The organism is Bradyrhizobium sp. MI1.7, assembly GCF_055811795.1.
Map to the genome: position 1 here is coordinate 517,403 of NZ_JBVVPO010000001.1, position 17,161 is coordinate 534,563.

Sequence of the window (17,161 nt, forward strand, 5' to 3'; positions counted from 1 at the left end):
CCGATCAGATCACGCTCAAGGCTTGAGGATGCCCCATTAGAGCGGAAACGGCCAAAAGGCTACTGCTTGCCGATATCGTCTGCCATCTCCGCGGGGGCAGCCCCCTGCTCCGCAGCGGCCTCGTAATTGAGCTCGATCATGACCCCGTTGGGGTCGTGGACGAAGATCTGCCAGAGGTCGCCGCCCGGGACCTGGCGGGAGTCGAATTTCATGCCCTTGGACGTCAGCCGCTGCTTCATGCCGTCGAACCCGCGGCTGACGAAGGCGACATGGTGGACAACGCCGGAATCCGGCTTTTGTGGCTCCGAGGTCGGGGAAATATCGACGAGGTGCACCACCGCCTTGCCCTCGCTGTACATCCAGGCCCCCGGGAAGGCGAAATCGGGCCGGGCGCCTTTTTCCAGGCCCAGCACGTCCTCATAGAAGCGGACCGTCTCGGCCAGATTCCGGGTCCGGATGTTGAAATGATCGAGGACACCAACGCTCACGCCGCCCATGCTTTCGCTCCCTTTTTTTATGTAGGACCTTAAGTCCCGCCATCCTAGCACAGGCGGCTGCCAAACGAAGCCGTTGCCCTCTGGCCTCAAGGGTTTATGGTGCGCTCCTAATCCGCCCTCATAGCGGAACCAGGCGCCCCCTCGCCCGGCAAAAACCGTAAAACCCAAACTACGGACAAGGTACCACACATGGCTAAAGTCGCTTTCCTCGGTCTCGGCGTGATGGGCTTCCCCATGGCCGGACACCTCGTGAAAAAAGGGGGCCATGAGGTCACCGTCTATAACCGCACCGCGGCCAAGGCGAAGGAATGGGCGGACAAGTTCGGCGGCAAGACCGCTGCAACCCCGAAGGCGGCAGCCGAAGGCCAGGACTTCGTGATGTGCTGCGTCGGCAACGACAACGATCTGCGCGCGGTCACGATCGGCCCCGACGGCGCGTTCGCCGGCATGAAGAAGGGCGCGACCTTCGTCGACCACACCACCGCCTCCGCCGAGGTCGCACGCGAGCTCGACGCTGCCGCCACCAAGGCCGGCTTCAAATTCATCGACGCTCCCGTCTCGGGCGGCCAGGCCGGCGCCGAGAACGGCGTGCTGACGGTGATGTGCGGCGGCGCGCAGGACGCCTATTCCGGCGCCGAGCCGGTCATCACAGGCGCCTATGCACGGATGTGCAAGCTGCTTGGGCCCGCCGGCTCCGGCCAGTTGACCAAGATGGTCAACCAGATCTGCATCGCGGGCCTGGTGCAGGGCCTCTCCGAGGGTATCCACTTCGCCAAGAAGAGTGGCCTCGACGTCGCCGCCGTGATCGAGACCATCTCGAAAGGAGCCGCGCAGTCCTGGCAGATGGAGAACCGCTACAAGACCATGAACGAGGACAAGTATGATTTCGGCTTCGCGGTCGAATGGATGCGCAAGGACCTCTCGATCTCGCTGGCCGAAGCCCGCCGCAACGGCGCCAATCTGCCGGTGACCGCGCTGGTCGACCAGTTCTACGCCGAGGTCGAGAAGATGGGCGGCAAGCGCTGGGATACGTCGAGCCTGCTCGCGCGCCTTAACCGCTGACACCTGTCGAACTGATCCCACCTTGCTGATCGCGATCGCCGTCATCTTCGTTCTGGCCTATGCGGCGATCGCGCTCGAACACCCGCTCCGGATCAGCAAGAGTGCCACGGCGCTGATCGGCGCCGGGCTGCTTTGGGCGATCTACGCGGCCACGATCGGCGACTACGCCATGGTCGGCCGGCAGATCGACGAATCCGTCGTTTCCACCGCGCAGATCGTGTTCTTCCTGATCGGCGCGATGACCATCGTCGAGGTGATCGACGCCCACGACGGTTTCGAGGTCATCACCTCTCGCATCAGCACGACCAGTCAGGTCCGCCTGATGTGGCTGATCGGCTTCGTGACCTTCTTCCTCAGCGCGATCCTGGACAATCTGACCACCACCATCGTGATGGTCTCGCTGATCCAGCGGCTGATCGCCAGGCGCGACGACCGCCTGCTGTTCGCCTCCCTCATCGTCATCGCCGCCAATGCCGGCGGCGCCTGGACCGTGATCGGCGACGTCACCACGACCATGCTGTGGATCGGCGGGCAGATCACGCCGTTGAAGATCATGGGTTCGGTGTTCCTGCCCTCGCTGGTCAATCTGCTCGTGCCGCTCGCCTTCATCAGCCTTCTGGTGAAAGGCAAGACCATCGCGCCACCACCCAAGGACGACGGAGTTCAGCTCGTCGGGTCGTTCGAGCGCAATCTGATGTTCTATCTGGGGCTCGGCGTATTGATCGCCGTGCCGGCCTTCAAGGCGGTCACGCATCTGCCGCCCTTCATGGGCGTGCTGCTCGGGCTCGGCATCGTCTGGCTGGTCGGCGAGGTCGTTCACCGCGACAAGGACGAGCATGTTCGCCGGCCGCTGACGCTCGCGCATGCGCTGACGCGGATCGACATGAGCTCGATCGTGTTCTTCCTCGGCATTCTGCTGGCGGTCGCCTGCCTCGAACATGCGGGCCTCCTGTCGATGCTGGCGCTCTGGCTGGAGGCGACGATTGGCCGCCAGGACGTCATCGTCGTCGTGCTCGGCCTGCTCAGCGCCGTCATCGACAACGTGCCGCTGGTGGCGGCGACCATGGGCATGTACGACCTCGGCCACTACCCGACCGACAGCTTCCTCTGGGAGTTCATCGCCTATTGCGCCGGCACCGGCGGCTCGATCCTGATCATCGGCTCGGCCGCGGGCGTCGCCGCCATGGGGCTCGAGCGGATCGAGTTCCTCTGGTACGCCCGCCGCATCGCCATCCCCGCGCTCGCGGGCTATCTGGCGGGCGCGGTGGTCTACGTCGCCCAGCATGCGGCACTGCACTGACCGGCACTGCGCGCGTTCAAAATTAACGCCGGGTTAACGTAATTCTTTAGCTCCTTAAGTCACCTCTTAAGGATTTCTTGCCAGAGATAGACAATGCAGAAGGCCCGCCTTTGCGCAGGCAGGAATGTTGTTGTTCGATGAGTAAACCCGCTGAAAAGCCAGAGGTCGTACAGCTTCCGGCCGAGCCGGTGAGCGCGCCATCGGCGAGCAGCCGCCGGGTTGCGTCGCAGCGGGTACGCGAGGCGCGCGACAAGTTAACGTCGACCAGCGGAACCCGGCCGGCTTTCGACGCCGAGATGCTGCGCCAATATGCCCAGACGCGGCTGTCGGCCTCCTATGTCGTGATGCTGCTGGTGGTCGCCACCGGCGTGCTGTTCGGGTTGTGGATGCAGCCGATCCCGGCCGCGGCCTGGACCGCCGGCATGCTCTGCATCCACGCCGCGATGATCCGCAGCTGCCACCGCTTCCTGACTGAGGCCTCCTCGCCCGCGGCGACGCGCGCCTGGCGGACGCACTTCGTCGTGCTCGACCTGCTCTATGGCCTGTGCTGGATGGCGATCCTGATCCATCCCGTGCTCGACATGGTCACGGAAACGCTGATGATGTTCCTGATGCTGCTGGTGATCGCAGTGTCGAGCATGCTGGCCGCCAATCTGCCGATCGCCGCCCTTGCCGCCACGGCGCCGGTCGCGGTCGCGATGGCGCTGAGCTTTGCAATCACCGGCGCGCTCGACAATTACATCCTGGCGGCGCTCGCGCTCGCAGCCGAAGGCTATTTCGTGCTGCTGGCGCACCGCCTGCACTCCTCAACTTTCGCCACGCTCGAGGCACGCGCCGAGAAGGACGCGCTGATCGGCGAGCTCGAACAGGCCAAGGCGATCTCGGACGAAGCGCGCCACCGCGCCGAATCCGCCAACGTCGCAAAATCGCGCTTCCTCGCGCAGATGAGCCACGAGCTGCGCACGCCGCTGAACGCGATCCTCGGCTTCTCCGAGGTGATGAAGAGCGAAATCTTTGGTGCGCACGCGGTCCCGGTCTACAAGGAATATTCCGCCGACATCCATAATTCCGGCGTGCACCTGCTCAACCTCATCAACGAGATCCTCGATCTGTCGCGGATCGAGGCTGGCCGTTACGAGCTCAACGAGGAAGCGGTGTCACTGGTCGGCATCGTCGCCGACTGCCATCATTTGATGAAGCTGCGCGCCTCGAGCCGCGGCATCACCATCCACGAGGTATTCGAGCAGGCCATGCCGCGGCTCTGGGCCGACGAGCGGGCGATCCGCCAGGTCGTGCTCAACCTGCTCTCCAACTCGATCAAGTTCACCCCGCAAGGCGGCGAGATCTGGCTCAAGGCCGGCTGGACCGCTTCGGGCGGGCAATATCTCTCGGTGAAGGATTCCGGCTCCGGCATCCCCGAGGACGAGATCCCGATCGTGCTCGCCTCGTTCGGCCAGGGCTCCAACTCGATCAAGTCGGCCGAACAGGGCGCAGGGCTCGGCCTGCCCATCGCCAAGAACCTGATCGACCTGCATGGCGGTACATTCACGCTGAAATCGAAGCTGCGCATCGGCACCGAGGTGATCGTCACCTTCCCGCCGGAGCGCGTGATGAGTGCGCTGGCGCCGATGTCGGACGATTCTCCGCCGCTCCAGCCGGACAGTTCCGCGGTGCCCGACGAGAAGCGCCGGCCGCGCCACAAGCCGATCATGAGCGCAGGTACGGGCTCTTAACGAGATGCTTGCAGACATGCCCGACGATCCCCCACTATGGCCACATGAGCAAAGAAACGCCGTGCGTCGCCGTCTGCATGATCGATCCCAAGACGAGGCTGTGCTTCGGCTGCGGCCGGACATTGCCGGAGATCGCGCGCTGGCACGCCATGGAGAGCACGGAACGGCTCGCGGTGATGGCGCTGTTGCCGGCACGCATGGCGGACGCGGGTTTGCAGCCGATCGCGGGATCGCCGAAACGCGCCTGACCGCCCTGCGTCGCCTCGGAGGCGCGCAATGATCCGCTTCCTGCTCGTTCTCGTTATGCTCGCTGGCACGGCCGGTGCCGTCGTCGCCTATGGCGATCCCGACCGGATCGCGCGCGCGAGCAACAAGGTCTCGCACATGTTTCGCGCGCAGATCGCCTCCCCGGCCCCGGCCGTGCAGATCCAGCGCGGCCAGGGCGGCGAATTCGCGCTGCGCGCCAAGATCAACGGCGTCGCCGCACCGATGGTGATCGATACCGGTGCGACCTCCGTGGTGCTGACCTGGGAAACCGCAAAAGCGATCGGACTGCCTCTCGAGATGCTCGAATACGACGTCGATCTCGAAACCGCGGGTGGCCACACCAAGGCTGCCCGCCTTACGCTCGACCGTCTCTCCGTCGGCCACCTCGTCGAAAAGTCGGTGCCGGCCCTCGTCGTGCCGCGCGGGCAGATGAAGACCAATCTGCTCGGCATGAGCTTCCTCGACCGCCTGGAGAGCTGGGGTGTGCGCGCCGACAAGCTGATGCTCACCGGCTACCCGGAATTGCCAGATCGCCGCGCGTTGCGATAATGCGCTTCGCTACCCGATCCGTGCGCACGATCCAGGCCCAATCAGCCGGGACTGCCTGAGCCGCACAACGCGATCGGCGCTTGTTAAATCGCCCTTGGCCGCTCTGGCGCCAGTCAAACTAACGGCGCCGCTCCATCCAGGCAGCCCCGCTTGATCCAGTCCGCGAGGCCACCTTTGCGCCAGCGCGCTGCGCTACATCGGCGCGGCTTCCAGCCAACCGCCTAACCCGAGCCCCCGCGAACAATCCATCGATGTGGCATTTCCTCCATTTACAAACCGCCTAGTCGGTTTATAACAAGCCTATTCCCGGATCGGGGTTGGACAAGGCTGCTCCGTGAGGTGCGGCCAAGTGGGAGATTGAGAGTCATGACTGCCAGAGCCGCCTTACGCCGCACGATGCGCGCCCTGCCCTTTGCCGCGGTGTTCGCCGCGAGCAGCGCCTGCGCTGCCGACCTGTCGCCGCGCTACGCCGCGCCCTCCTCCGCCTACACGGCGCCGCAGCCGGTGTATTCGTGGACGGGTCTCTATGCGGGCTTCAACGCCGGCTACGCAGAGAGCGGCGACGACGCGTTCAATAATCTCGTCGGCATCAGCGGCGGCAAGGTCAAGGGCGCCGTCGGCGGCGTGCAGATTGGCTACAACTACCAGCTCTCGCCGATGTTCGTGGTCGGCATCGAGAATGACTTCGAGGGCGGCGACATCAAGAACCACGACGCGCTCAACAGCGCCGCGGTGAGCATCCCCTGGTACATGACCGGCCGCGCCCGCGCCGGCATCGCGACGATGGATTCACGGCTGCTGTTCTTCGGGACCGCGGGTCTTGCCACCGGCGAGTTGAAGGACGGGCCGATCAACAAGATGAAGATGGGCTGGACCGCGGGCGGCGGCGTCGAATGGGCGTTCCTGCCGAAATGGTCGGCCAAGGCAGAATATCTCTACACCGAGTTCAAGCACGACGATCTGCCGGACTGGAACGCCGCGAAATTCCACACCTTCCGCGTCGGCGTGAACTATCATTTCGATCTGCTCCGCTGAGACGGATCGACGAGGAGCCGGATTTTCACGATCCGGCTCTTCACCCGTTTGGGCTAGGCCGCGGCCTCCGCCGGAGCGCGCGCACCGACACGTGCGATCGCATCGCGCAGCACGTCCACACCGGCGCCCGGCTTCACCCCCTGCTCGGCAAGATGGCGGCGGAAGGCGCGCGCACCGGGCACGGCGTGGAACGCCCCGACGAAATGCCGCGTGATCGCATGCAGCCGCGTGCCCCGCGCAAGCTGCTGCTCGATATAGGGCATCATCGCTTCGAGCGCGTCCTGCATCGTCGCATGCGGCGCCGCTTCGCCGAAGATGTCTTGATCGACGGAGAGCAGCCGCCATGGCTCCTGATAGGCGGCGCGGCCGAGCATCACGCCGTCGACGTGCTCGAGATGCGCTTTCGCCTCGTCGATACCGCGGATGCCGCCGTTGATGATGATGGGCACATCAGGCATCGCGCGCTTGAGGCGATAGACGCGGTCATAGTCGAGCGGCGGGATGTCGCGGTTCTCCTTCGGCGACAGACCGTTGAGCCAGGCCTTGCGGGCATGCACGATCAGCGCATCGCAGCCTGAGGCGACCACTCCGCGCGCAAGCGTATCGAGCGCGACCTCCGGATCCTGATCGTCGATGCCGATGCGGCATTTGACGGTGACGGGAATGGAAACCGCGCCCTTCATCGCGTCGACACATCGCGCCACAAGCTCCGGCTCCGCCATGAGGCAGGCTCCAAAGCGGCCATCCTTCACACGATCCGACGGGCAGCCGACATTGAGGTTGATCTCGTCATAGCCGAACTCTTCGCCGATCCGCGCCGCCTGTGCGAGCTCGCGCGGATCCGACCCGCCAAGCTGAAGCGCCACCGGATGCTCGACCGCGTCGAACCCCAGCAGCCGCTCCCGGTCGCCATGAATGATGGCCCCGGTCGTCAGCATCTCCGTGTAGAGCAGCGCCCGCCGCGTCAGATGGCGATGGAACACCCGACAGCGGCTATCGGTCCAGTCCATCATCGGAGCCACAGAAAAGCGATAGTATTGCGATTTCAATGATTTACCTTATGCTTCAACAGGATGAAACATGAACATGTGCACTCCAAACTAGCCGAAATTGCACACGTTTGTACCCGCTTCGACCTCTCAGTGCACACGTAGCGCACACGATTTGGGGAGTGCACACGACCGTGGCCAGCTTCACTCAGTTGCCGTCCGGGAACTGGCGCGTCCAGGTACGCCGCAAGAACCGCTACGTGGCAGAGACCTTTCGTCGGCGCAAGGACGGTGAGGAATGGGCGCTCGATATGGAGTGCAATATTGATCGTAGCGGGTCGCCGAAGCCCCGCGCCGCGGTAAGAGCGAAAACCTTTGGCGATATTATCGATCTCCATATCGAAGACATGCTCGAGGTTGGCCGCCCTCCCCGTAGATCCAAGGCAGCCGTCCTGGAGGCACTGAAGGAGGACCTCGGATCAACGAAGCTTCCTCGCCTCAACCGCGAACGTTTGATCGAATATGGCCGCAAGCGAGCGAAGGAAGGTGCAGGACCAGCTACGCTTGCGATCGACATGTCGTTCATCAGAACCGTGGCAACTCACGCAGCTGCCGTTCACGGCATCGAGATCTCTGCCGAAGAGGTTCGCCTGGCACGCGTGGCGCTGAAGTATTTGGGTCTCGTTGGAAAGTCCGACGAGCGAGACCGGCGACCAACTCAGGATGAGCTTGACGAGCTCATTGAATACTTCGAATCCAACTATCGACAGGTCATCCCAATGGGCCGCATTGTCCGATACGCGGTCGCAACGACGATGAGGCAAGAGGAGATTTGCCGGCCCGACTGGCCGGACGTTGATTTGAAGAAACGGATCCTCCTAATCCGAGACCGCAAAGATCCAAGGGAAAAGGATGGCAATGACCAGCAAGTACCACTCCTTAACCTAACTGGCTATGACGCTTGGGAGCTCTTGCTCCAGCAGCGCATCATTACCAGAGGTCAGGGTCGGGTATTCCCGTACAATCATCGCTCAGTGAGCGCGGCATTTACACGAGCATGCGACGAACTGAAGATCGAGGATCTGCATTTTCACGACTTGCGCCACGAGGGCACCAGCCGCCTTTTCGAAGCGGGATTGCCGATCGAGAAAGTCGCGCTGGTGACCGGTCATAAGGACTGGCGCACTCTGCGACGATATACGAAGCTAAGACCCGAAGAGCTTCACAAGTTGCAAACAGCCCATCAGCCGTCTCTGGAAGAATTTATGCAGGTGTTAAGCTGTCCCACCCGATCGACCGCAAGCAGTTAGTCGATACGCATGCTGGAAGTCGGCCCCACTAGCTCTGTTTGCCGTTTGTGTTGGCAAGCATCTCATCCCGCTTGTACGGCGTGCAGAATGATCCGATTAATATTCGCCTTTGTGTTGCTTCTCTCGTCCTGGGCGGAGGCCGAGACCGTCGACGTGAAATATCGTGGCCCGGTCGATCTCAAACCCTTCGCCTGCCAGGACATCACTCGAAGCAGCGTCGTCAATCGGCTCTGCTACGACGCCTCTAGTCAATACGTCATCGTCCAACTCAAAACGACCTACTACCACTACTGCGAAATGCCGAAGCCTATCGTCGATGCGTGGCTCGCCGCAGAATCGATGGGACGCTACTACAACGCCAACATCAAGGGTACGGGTAAGGATGGCCCCTACGATTGCCGGACACACAAGGTGCCGCAGTATTGAGGAACTGACCCTCTTTGGAGGGTTTTTGTGTAGCTTAGAAGAGGCTTCATCAAATGATTTGAAGGAGCTGCTGAAATCACGAGCGCCGAGGTTACGCAGTCCCCTGCATTACTGGTCGCGGCTATCACTAAAAGATGCTCTTGCACCCTTGCCGTTTCTGCTTCTCTTGAAGGAAGGATCGCTATCAAGAAGCGCCTCGAGCATAAACGGTATCAACTCAGCCACTTCTTCCTTATTTCCGTAGGTCTCGGCATAGAAGTCAGCATACTCTCTCAGCCGTTGCGCAAGGCCCGGCGTCAGTACAACGCTCATCTTCACCGGCGTCCGATCGGGCAGTTTTCCGAGCTTCATTTCTCATTTGCCCTTCGTCATCGCCTGAAGGTCCGAGTACGGCTTCAGCACCAGATCCTTCGAAACAATCACCCGCAGCGGCCAGCCTGGCCGGACTGTGATCGTTGGCTGCACATCGAGCTCGCGCTCCACCAAGCGCTGACCAGCGCGATTGGTCGTCTGCTGCGCACTTTCCCGCAGCGTCTTCACGAGATCGCTCTCGTCATTGCCGAGCGACAGCTGCGTCCCGACACCGATCAAAGTCGCGAGCGCCACCCCCTTCAGCAATTGCCAGGTATGAAAGTCCACCTCATCTTCGAGCCCGGCATAGCCCGCGACGTCCGTGGCCGGTAAGTTCTCGATCACAATCGAATTGCCGTTCGGCAGAATGAGACGTGCCCACACGACCAGCGCCCTCTTCTGGCCGAAGGCGACGACGCTAGGCCTCAAAGGCAAACCACCATTCGAACAACCGCCAGGGCAGATAGATCGGATAGTTGGCAATGAGAAACCAGGGATCGCCGAGCCGCGGCTGATATCCGAGAGCCGCCGCAGTCCATTGTGTCGCTCCCCATGTCGATGCGGCGACGATGCCGAACACGACGGTGATTTGGCCAACATAGATTTTTGCCGGAAACATTCGCTGCCACCCGCTCGATGTGAGCGGCGCGATGAGAACGGTGAATCCGGCAAGCCTTCAATCGAAATTAAAATTCGTGCTGTCGATGAGCGCGAGCCTGGTCAAACGCGATCGGGTCAATCGACTTGAAGAGCAAATCCGATACAGCATGGTCGAACGCTTCAACAGCGTGTGATCGGTTAGCGTAAGTAAGATTAATTCGCGCGCGTGCAAGGCAGCGCCTTACAACGCGGCGGCTCGCTTACCTGAAGGCGGCACGACTCGCCTCGGCAAGTGACATTTGCCGCGAAGCGCAAGAGCTCGATGCTTCGTCTACTAAGACCAAATTGCGCTTAGGCGAAGCTACTCAGCGGCAGCGCAAGGTGGAACTTCCATCCGATAGCCACGATCGCTACGTCTTTGCTGATGATGGTGAACATCATCACCAGCACCATCAGCAGCATGTAGTTGCAAGTTCGGCGATCGGCGGGCCGAATATTCTCAGTACGATTTGTCGCCTGTTCATCGCAATTTTCTGCGGTTCATTCCTGTGTCTCGGCACTTCCGCCGGTTGGCGGCTGTGCGAGATCGTAGTCTTCGGGATTTGAGCCTATCTCCCTTATCCCCTTCGTGAGCTCAGTTCGGAGAGAGGTCTGGAAGTCCTCGTCGTAAGTCGCAATGCTCGCGCGGATCGCTGTTTTCCAATGATCACCACGATCCCAGGCCTCCACGAAAGCCGATGCGAGGTCGGCATGCTGACGATTGGCAGTCATGGCCTCGATGATGGATTTTGCCTGGAGGCGATCCTTCGAGCTTTTAGCGCTCGGATCGCCGTCGATCTTCCGGCGGGATCCGACGATGAGCTTGTGAACGGCGTAGCGTTCCGGCGATGGAATGAGAACTGGCACGCCGGCACCGTGCAAAAGCACCGCGCGGACCGGCTGGTGGATCAGGAAGTCGAGGAATCGTAGCGGAAACGCCGAAGCGCCGCCCAAGGCGGGCATGGGAACGGGCTTGCCTGCCTGGTCATCGGACCATTGGTTGGGCGTGAGGAATTCGACTTTGAAGTTGGTTTCCTTCGAAACGAACTGAGTTGAGACCCTGCTATCCGTTTGACTCGGCACCTCGCGAAACGTCGGATCGACCTCCTGCAGTACCTGCAAGATGGGCGGGATGGAGTCCTTGATGGCCACCGAAATCTCGTGGAATTGCGCAAAGTCGGCATCACCGGTTTGCATGGCAACTGCATCGAGGCGCCGGCCGAGAATGGCGGAGTAGCATTGGTAGGCGACCGTGCCGACGAGGACTCCCCTCATTCGGAAGAAGCCGGCTTTTGCCAATTGTTCGACGACTTGGCCTGCGAGCGCGAGCGGACGCGGCAGGTAGGCCGGCCTCGGTTATGGAACAGCTCAAGAAGATCAATGGAAGGCAATTCGACCGGCTCGACGATCGCTCCCCACTCCTCCATTCGCCGAACCGCAGCCGCCACACTCAATTCCACTTCCCTGTCGACGTGTCCTACAGGGGGAGTTGACCAGTATCCGATCCGCATCCCCGTAAAGTCCGCCTGCCGCTTCCCCAATCTTGGTAATTTGCCTGCGCCCTGCGCCCAGTCGCGCAAGTCGCGCCCAGACATCGCCTCAAGCATGGCTTCAGCATCGCCAACGCTTCGTGCCATCGGACCGATGTGCGCCACTGTTCCAAAAGCGCTGGGAGGATGAGCGGGCACACGTCCGAATGACGGCTTATGTCCGACTATGCCGTTGAACGACGCCGGAATGCGTATCGAGCCACCGCCATCGCTACCCAAATGAAGGCTGCCCGCTCCGACAGCTGCGGCTACCGCTGCTCCTCCGGAGGATCCTCCTGCCGTCATCGAAGGATCCCAGGCGTTGCGCGTCACGCCAAAGAGAGGAGAGTCGGTAACCGCCTTCCAGCCGAATTCCGGCGTTGTTGTCTGCCCGATGAAGATCGCGCCTGAGCGGCGCAGCCTCTCGACCGACGGCGCATCCCTTTCACACGGCGAAGCTGTCGTCGTGCGGCTGCCGCACCGAACCGACCACCCCTCGACCCAGACGATGTCCTTAATCGTTGTCGGGACGCCATCGAGGTCTGACAAGGGTGCGCCGGACCTCCAGCGAGCTTCGGACCGACGCGCCTCATTCCTAGCCCGATCCCGGTCGATAAACGTGAACGCGTTCAGCTCCCCGTTGACTGCCTCAGCTCTCTCCAAAGCGGCTTCGGTCACCTCAATCGGTGACAATGTCCCCTTCTTATAGGCGGAAAGCACCTGGGCTGCATTCAGCCCACATATGTCGGTCCCATCAGGCGGACTGAAGACGTCCATAGACACTGCTTTTCCCTCTCTCACAGTCAGGAGCGGTCAAACTCGGCTCCGTCCGGCGAGCATTAGGAATTTACGAGCTGGTCATAAAATGCATAATTTGTAGAAAGACCATCGATCAACTGTAGGGAACGCCTTGTGGATCTTACGATTCGGCAAATTCGATACGTAAGCGAAGTCGCCAGGCTTGGCAGCATGCACGCAGCATCGGTGAGTTTGCGGATCTCGCAATCGTCGATCCTTGCGGCGATTGAACTTGCTGAAACCGAAATGGGCGCTCGAATCTTTGAGAGGCGTCCCTCACGCGGGGTCAGAGTAACCCCGGCGGGAGAACGCTTTATCTGCGCAGCCCGCTCGATGCTGACCGCCGATGCAGAATTCAAAAGGACGATAGCTCGCTTGGGAGGACTGAGCACGCCGGCAATCCGTATTGGCTGCTTCAATCCTTTCGGCGCACTTTTCATTCCCGACACACTGAAGCGCTACATCGAGCGCGTTGGGCCGGTTGAGATTTCTGTGCTCGAGGGAGACCAGTTGCAGTTGCGAGAATGGTTCGCAAACGGAGCGGTCGACCTGGTCGTAACTTATGATATCGGACCGCACTTCAAAGAGAACACAACACGCGTCTGTAAAGTACCTGCGCATGCGCTAATTTCGCGATCCGACCAACTCGCGCGTCAGCCGGCCGTATCTATCGCAGAATTGGCAACTCGGCCTTTGGTTCTGTTGGATTTGCCACAGACCGCGCTGTATCTCCTTACATTGTTCGATGTGCTGGCAACTCAACCAACGATCGGCTTCCGCACGCGCAACTACGAGACTATCAGGACCTCTGTTGCGTGCGGGTTTGGAGTTTCTGTGCTCAACATGCCCCCACTGGGCCACGCTTCCCCGGACGGCACTGAGCTTATCCGGCTGCCGATAACTGACGATCTGCCCGCACCCACGCTCGTCATCGCCGACGTTTACGGATCGAATAAGCCCGAATACGTGCGAGTCCTCATCGACGTTATCCGTGAGTTCTTTCGAGATCTCGGCCCGCACGGATTCGCTATCGCAACTTTGAAGAATGAAGAAACGCTTTTCGACGTTTAGCCAACGTCCCTTTTGGCGCACTTGGCTACAGACCGACAACTACCCCATGCGAGCGGGAGCACACCTCACTCACGCCCCTCAACCAAGGGGCAAGTTTAGCGATCCATCCCGGCCCGCTCTTGACCCAGTGCAGACATTGCTCCACCGAGCCTAGCAATCACTTTTGGCTCTCTTCCGCCCCTTGGCCTATGTCGTCGTGCGCAGACCGACCGCTGGCTTCAAATCCTCGGCTGAAGCGTCGCCCCCCTGATGATCCCGGTGTCTTCCGCGCCCATCGGCGTGAAATCGACGCACATGTCTGCTCCCGGGATCGCGGCCGCACCGGCCCGGGCGACAGCGAGATCCTGTGTGCCTGATCCGGAGCCCGCCGCCACTGCGCCAAGGATGAACCCATCGACGCGGATCGGGAGACCACCGATCAGATTGGTCCAGCGATTTTCATGCGCGAGAGTGACCTGGATTTCCACGTCCGCGTGAGCGCTGCCGGTCGGCGAGCCAGACAGTGCCGACGTCCGTGCCTTGTTGATGGACGAGGTCACGCTAAGTCCCTTCGAGCCGTCCATGCGCCCGAACGCCAGCAGATTGCCGCCGGTATCGACCACTGCGATGCACATCGGCTGTCCAATGCGGGTCGCCTCGCCGATTGCCGCGTTGAGCACCTTAAGCGCGCCTTCGAGGGTCAGCGTCCGTGCTTCCTTGATGTCGGTCATGCCAGTCCAATCGAGAATTCCCGCGCCAGGGTGCGCGCTGCTGCGACCAATGCCGCATCGCCGCCGCGCCAGCCAATGAGGGACAGCCCGACCGGAATAGAGCCGGATGTAGCGACGGGCAGGCTGACCTGTGGAAGGCCCGTCAGGCCCGCGATACCGGTCAGGTCGACAATCCGCTGTACCGCCGCGCGAATGTCCGACAGGCGCGCGTCGCGGCCTATCGGCAGAATGGGCGAGGTCGGCAGGCACAGCATGCGGCGCCCCTCGAGCAAATCGTTGAGCCGCTTCGATACGCACTCGCGGAAAGCCTTGGCGGCCGAGAGGTCACTCGATTCAATGCGGCCTTCGTCGGCAAACGCGCCGGCTACCTCCGACGAGAAGCGCGGGTTCACGCGATCGATCCAATCCCGAAACGTGGCGTGGAATTCACACTTCTGCAGGATGCGCTGGTGGCGCGCCCAGTCGAGGAGCGCGCCTTCGGCCAATGGCGACGCGGTGATCGCCACTGCATCGCGCATCCGATCAACAACCGGCTGCAAGGCGCGCCTTACCGGCTCGTCGGCGATGGCAAAACAGTCGGCCGCAACGACGATCTCGCTGGGCAAGACATCGGGCGCCTGCTCTCCGAGTAGCACCGCGCCGACCCGGCCGAAAGTCAGGGCATCGCGAGTGAAATAGCCAACGGTATCGAATGATGGCGCCTGGGGCATCATGCCGGCGATGGAGATACGACCATGAGTCGGACGCAGGCCGTAAATTCCGCAGAAACTCGCGGGGATGCGCACTGAGCCGCCGGAGTCGGTACCCAAGGCAAAATCAGCCAGGCCGCCGGCAACAGCGGACGCGGAGCCGCTCGACGAGCCGCCCGGTACACGGTCCGGCGCGCGCGGGTTCAGCGGCGTGCCGTAAAACTTGTTGATGCCAAGCAGCCCGAGCGAGATCTCGTCGGTGATGGTCTTGCCCGTCAGCGAGGCGCCGGCGCCCAGCAGAGCGTCGACGGCCCAGGCGTCGGCCTTTGCGATCTCGTGGGTGGCAGCCCAGTCCGGATTGCCGCAGCCGGTCACGCCGCCTGCAACATCGAACAGGTCCTTGACCGCGAAGCTCAAGCCCGAAAGTGGCCCTGAGCCGTGCGGCGCCCGTTGGATGATGGGGCCTGGAACGAAAGCGCCGAGCGTGTCTTGCACGGTGTTTCCCCGATGAATGGCAAGCGCCCCCGTTCGAGCGCGCTTGCCGTCCTCTCATTCCTTGTAGAGTTTGCGGAAATCCGGATGCGTGTGAAACCAGTACTCAAAACCCTTGACGTTCTTCTGCACCGCATAGTCGGCAAACCGCGTGTAGAGCGGGATGCGAGGCAAGTCGGTCATGACGATGTCGACCATCTTGTTCAGGCTTGTCTTGTAGATCTCGGGATCGCGGGTGAAGCGCGCCTGGTCAATCACCTTGTCGAGGTCGGGATTGACGTAGTTGGCAGTGTTGAACACGGAGTTGTTGCCGCCGTGGAAGGTCCAGAAGAAGAAATAGTCGGGGTAATCGAGCCAGCCATAGAATTCGGCGATGACCATCGGCATCGTCTTGCTGGCCATCTGGGCAAACCAGTTCGAGCCCGGGACCTTCTCGATCGTGAGTTCGATGCCGATCGTCTTGAGCGCCTCCTGGATCAAGATGGCAGTCGGCTCGCGCACGGTGGATTCGCTGAGATCGATCGACAGCGTGGTCTTGAAGCCGTGGGGGAACCCGGCCTCGGTCAACAGCTGCTTGGCCTTCGCAAGATCCTGGCCATGCTTGATCGGAACGGGCCACGTCGCGTCGGGATAGGGTTTGTCAGGGTCACCACCGAACATCGGCTTGGCGCGGTTATAGAGCGCGGAGCTGACGATCTCCTTGTAGGGGATGGCGTAGGAGATCGCTTCGCGCACCTTGGGATTGTCGAACGGTGCGATCTTCACATTCATATCGACGAACACGAGGTCGTTCTGCACCGGCACGCCGATGATCGTCACCTTCCCCTGCTCTGCCAGTTCGGCATAGTCCTTCGGCGGAAGGCCGACCGACATATCGACATCGCCCTTCTCCAGCAGCGCGCGACGCGTACCGGCCGAGGCGATCTGCCGATAGACGACGCGCTTGAGTTGGGGCAGCGGGCCGGACTTCCAGGCGTCGAAGCGGGTAAAAACAGTCTGCTGGCCGGGCGACCAGGACTCCACCTTGTAGGCACCGCCGCCGCAATCGTTGCGTGACACCCACTCGAACGCCCACGGGTCTTGCGCTGTCGCGTGCTTCTTGGCCAGCTCGGAATTGACGATGACGGGCACCGGCACGACGAGGTCAGGCATCGTCAGCTTGTTGAACTGATCGAACGTCGCCTTGAAGGTGTGATCGTCGACCACCGTGAACTGTTCGGGCTTGACCAGGGATCCCGCCGCCATTTGCACCGCCGGAAAGCCGCCGGCGGCGATGGCGCGATCGAACGACCATTTGACGTCCTTGGCGGTGACCGGGCTGCCATCGTGGAACGTCGCGCCCTTCCGCAGATGGAAAATGTAGGTCTTGCCGTCCTCGCTGGCTTCCCAGCTCTCGGCCAGCTCTGGCGTCATGACCTTGGCGTCGTAAGATACCGTGCCGTCGGCCAGCTTTTTCTCGCCGTGGCTGACGAGCCGGTCGTAGGCCTGCCACACCACCATGCGGCTGTGATCGTTGGCGGTCGGCACCATCGTGTCGAGACCGTTGGGGCCCATTTCGGACACGATCACCATCGTGTCCTTGGCAATTTCGGCCGCGCGCGCGGAAGCGCCGGGCCAGACAACGGACGCTGTGAGCAGCGCCGCTGTAGCGAGACTACGATCGAACTTCATATCGCGCGTCCTTTCTGGATTTCGGTTGAAAAGTCGAGGCAGC

Annotated in this window: 20 protein-coding genes; 10 read left to right on the forward strand and 10 right to left on the reverse strand. The window is 61.7% G+C overall.

The window, feature by feature from the left end; genetic code table 11:
* Positions 1-59: 59 nt before the first annotated feature.
* Positions 60-497 carry a VOC family protein gene (locus tag AC0L3X_RS02520; RefSeq protein ID WP_063984035.1) on the reverse strand — a complete coding sequence of 146 codons (438 nt, stop codon included), beginning with the start codon at positions 495-497 and terminating at the stop codon, positions 60-62.
* Between the two features lie 189 nt (positions 498-686).
* On the opposite strand from AC0L3X_RS02520, the gene AC0L3X_RS02525 reads away from it, so the two are divergent.
* The 6 genes from AC0L3X_RS02525 (at position 687) to AC0L3X_RS02550 (ending at position 6,443) form a co-directional block, all read left to right on the forward strand.
* Positions 687-1,559 carry an NAD(P)-dependent oxidoreductase gene (locus AC0L3X_RS02525; protein WP_028159845.1) on the forward strand — a complete coding sequence of 291 codons (873 nt, stop codon included), beginning with the start codon at positions 687-689 and terminating at the stop codon, positions 1,557-1,559.
* Positions 1,560-1,581: 22 nt separating this feature from the next.
* A complete protein-coding gene (gene nhaD / locus AC0L3X_RS02530; RefSeq protein ID WP_354095268.1) occupies positions 1,582-2,859 on the forward strand; it encodes a sodium:proton antiporter NhaD in 1,278 nt (425 codons plus the stop codon).
* Between the two features lie 137 nt (positions 2,860-2,996).
* Positions 2,997-4,592, forward strand: a complete 1,596-nt coding sequence (locus AC0L3X_RS02535; protein ID WP_063984037.1) for a sensor histidine kinase — start codon at positions 2,997-2,999, stop codon at positions 4,590-4,592.
* A 44-nt stretch (positions 4,593-4,636) separates the two neighbouring features.
* Positions 4,637-4,840: a DUF1289 domain-containing protein gene (locus AC0L3X_RS02540; protein ID WP_028146760.1), complete on the forward strand. Its 204-nt coding sequence runs from the start codon at positions 4,637-4,639 to the stop codon at positions 4,838-4,840.
* Between the two features lie 28 nt (positions 4,841-4,868).
* Entirely contained in the window at positions 4,869-5,408 is a 540-nt protein-coding gene (locus AC0L3X_RS02545; protein ID WP_063984038.1) for a TIGR02281 family clan AA aspartic protease, read from the forward strand.
* A 366-nt stretch (positions 5,409-5,774) separates the two neighbouring features.
* Positions 5,775-6,443 carry an outer membrane protein gene (locus AC0L3X_RS02550; protein ID WP_038943855.1) on the forward strand — a complete coding sequence of 223 codons (669 nt, stop codon included), beginning with the start codon at positions 5,775-5,777 and terminating at the stop codon, positions 6,441-6,443.
* A gap of 53 nt (positions 6,444-6,496) precedes the next feature.
* Here the strand turns inward: AC0L3X_RS02550 and dusA are convergent, their stop codons facing one another.
* Positions 6,497-7,492 carry a tRNA dihydrouridine(20/20a) synthase DusA gene (gene dusA / locus AC0L3X_RS02555; RefSeq protein ID WP_354095267.1) on the reverse strand — a complete coding sequence of 332 codons (996 nt, stop codon included), beginning with the start codon at positions 7,490-7,492 and terminating at the stop codon, positions 6,497-6,499.
* A 134-nt stretch (positions 7,493-7,626) separates the two neighbouring features.
* Here dusA and AC0L3X_RS02560 point away from each other — a divergent pair, with 134 nt between their 5' ends.
* Both AC0L3X_RS02560 and AC0L3X_RS02565 read left to right on the forward strand, forming a co-directional pair.
* Entirely contained in the window at positions 7,627-8,742 is a 1,116-nt protein-coding gene (locus AC0L3X_RS02560; protein WP_354102005.1) for a site-specific integrase, read from the forward strand.
* Between the two features lie 87 nt (positions 8,743-8,829).
* A complete protein-coding gene (locus AC0L3X_RS02565; RefSeq protein ID WP_354102006.1) occupies positions 8,830-9,168 on the forward strand; it encodes a KTSC domain-containing protein in 339 nt (112 codons plus the stop codon).
* Positions 9,169-9,276: 108 nt separating this feature from the next.
* On the opposite strand, the gene AC0L3X_RS02570 is transcribed toward AC0L3X_RS02565, so the two are convergent.
* From AC0L3X_RS02570 to AC0L3X_RS02580, 3 genes are read right to left on the reverse strand one after another with little or no spacing between them, the layout of a single operon-like run.
* The gene (locus AC0L3X_RS02570; protein ID WP_354102007.1) at positions 9,277-9,519 is read right to left on the reverse strand and encodes a DUF2274 domain-containing protein; all 243 of its coding nucleotides are present in this window, start codon (positions 9,517-9,519) and stop codon (positions 9,277-9,279) included.
* Positions 9,520-9,522: 3 nt separating this feature from the next.
* Complete coding sequence (locus AC0L3X_RS02575) at positions 9,523-10,002, reverse strand: TraB/TrbI/VirB10 family type IV secretion system protein (RefSeq protein WP_473316242.1); 480 nt, start codon at positions 10,000-10,002, stop codon at positions 9,523-9,525.
* A complete protein-coding gene (locus AC0L3X_RS02580) occupies positions 9,938-10,138 on the reverse strand; it encodes a hypothetical protein (protein WP_436854282.1) in 201 nt (66 codons plus the stop codon). Before AC0L3X_RS02580 ends, AC0L3X_RS02575 begins: the two co-directional genes overlap by 65 nt.
* Before the next feature lie 31 nt (positions 10,139-10,169).
* Here AC0L3X_RS02580 and AC0L3X_RS02585 point away from each other — a divergent pair, with 31 nt between their 5' ends.
* Entirely contained in the window at positions 10,170-10,313 is a 144-nt protein-coding gene (locus AC0L3X_RS02585) for a hypothetical protein (RefSeq protein WP_155258005.1), read from the forward strand.
* A gap of 346 nt (positions 10,314-10,659) precedes the next feature.
* Here AC0L3X_RS02585 and AC0L3X_RS02590 read toward each other — a convergent pair whose 3' ends face one another.
* Entirely contained in the window at positions 10,660-11,457 is a 798-nt protein-coding gene (locus AC0L3X_RS02590) for a GSU2403 family nucleotidyltransferase fold protein (protein ID WP_354102008.1), read from the reverse strand.
* A complete protein-coding gene (locus AC0L3X_RS02595) occupies positions 11,430-12,464 on the reverse strand; it encodes an amidase family protein (RefSeq protein ID WP_354102009.1) in 1,035 nt (344 codons plus the stop codon). The genes AC0L3X_RS02590 and AC0L3X_RS02595 overlap by 28 nt, the downstream gene beginning before the upstream one ends.
* A 135-nt stretch (positions 12,465-12,599) precedes the next feature.
* Here AC0L3X_RS02595 and AC0L3X_RS02600 point away from each other — a divergent pair, with 135 nt between their 5' ends.
* On the forward strand, positions 12,600-13,556 hold the full coding sequence (locus AC0L3X_RS02600) for a LysR family transcriptional regulator (protein WP_028152372.1): 957 nt from the start codon (positions 12,600-12,602) through the stop codon (positions 13,554-13,556).
* Between the two features lie 218 nt (positions 13,557-13,774).
* Here AC0L3X_RS02600 and AC0L3X_RS02605 read toward each other — a convergent pair whose 3' ends face one another.
* The 3 genes from AC0L3X_RS02605 to AC0L3X_RS02615 are packed head-to-tail and all read right to left on the reverse strand — an operon-like array spanning position 13,775 to position 17,118.
* The gene (locus AC0L3X_RS02605; protein ID WP_063984041.1) at positions 13,775-14,266 is read right to left on the reverse strand and encodes a GlcG/HbpS family heme-binding protein; all 492 of its coding nucleotides are present in this window, start codon (positions 14,264-14,266) and stop codon (positions 13,775-13,777) included.
* Positions 14,263-15,450, reverse strand: a complete 1,188-nt coding sequence (locus AC0L3X_RS02610) for an amidase (protein WP_063984042.1) — start codon at positions 15,448-15,450, stop codon at positions 14,263-14,265. Before AC0L3X_RS02610 ends, AC0L3X_RS02605 begins: the two co-directional genes overlap by 4 nt.
* Positions 15,451-15,504: 54 nt before the next feature.
* Positions 15,505-17,118 (reverse strand): ABC transporter substrate-binding protein, encoded by a 1,614-nt coding sequence (locus AC0L3X_RS02615; protein WP_063984043.1) that lies wholly within the window; start codon positions 17,116-17,118, stop codon positions 15,505-15,507.
* Positions 17,119-17,161 lie beyond the last annotated feature (43 nt).